Source organism: Pseudomonas sp. Sample_21 (genome assembly GCF_004307525.1).
GTDB lineage: Bacteria > Pseudomonadota > Gammaproteobacteria > Pseudomonadales > Pseudomonadaceae > Aquipseudomonas > Aquipseudomonas atacamensis.
Genome location: NZ_RCNZ01000092.1, coordinates 42,987 through 43,817, shown reverse-complemented (window position 1 = coordinate 43,817; position 831 = coordinate 42,987). Strand labels below are relative to the sequence as shown.

Here is an 831-nt window from a genome sequence, read left to right as displayed (position 1 = left end):
CCAGCACTTCCTGCTGGATCTTCGGGTTGTCGGCAACCACGAAACCGATGCCGCCTTCTTCGAAGTAGCGACCGACGATGGTTTCATGAGCGCGGGACACCACCTCGACGATCACGCCTTCACGGCGACCACGACGGTCGAGCCCGGAAACCCGGGCCAGCGCACGGTCACCATCGAACACCAGACGCATTTGCGCCGGGCTCATGAACAGGTCGTCGCTGCCGTCGTCCGGCACGAGGAAGCCGAAACCGTCACGGTGACCACTGATGCGGCCAAGGATCAGGTCGAGCTTGTCGACCGGCGCGTAAGTGCCACGGCGGGTGTAGATCAGTTGAGCGTCGCGCTCCATAGCGCGCAAGCGGCGGCGCAGGGCCTCGATCTGGTCTTCTGTGGTCAGACCAAACTCTTCGACCAGTTGCTCGCGGGCAGCAGGCGAACCCCGATCGGCGAGGTGCGCCAGGATCAGTTCGCGGCTGGGAATAGGGTTTTCGTATTTTTCCGCTTCACGAGCGGCCTCGGGATCGAGGGACTGCCAATCGGCCATTAGAGAGTTTTCACCTTGTCTATATGCGGGTTAGTTTGGCATAGGCGCCGGGAAACGGGAAATTTCCGCTTCTATAAGGCTGTGCAAGGCCTTGTATCGACGCTCCGACACCGTTTTGAACGCCGCTGGTAAAAAAATTCAGTTTTTTCTGCGGCAGGGGTTTACAGTTAAAAAGACGCTCCGTATAGTGCGCGCCATCGACGACGCACAAGCGCTTTCGATGATGCCCAGGTGGTGAAATTGGTAGACACGCCAGCTTCAGGTGCTGGTGACCTTACGGTCGTGGA

Annotated in this window: 1 protein-coding gene; it reads right to left on the bottom strand. The window is 59.1% G+C overall.

All coding sequences use genetic code 11. The features are described from left to right. The coding region (locus D8U71_RS17755) for a winged-helix domain-containing protein (protein WP_277751621.1) at positions 1-544 on the bottom strand (544 nt) is incomplete at its 3' end. Positions 545-831 lie beyond the last annotated feature (287 nt).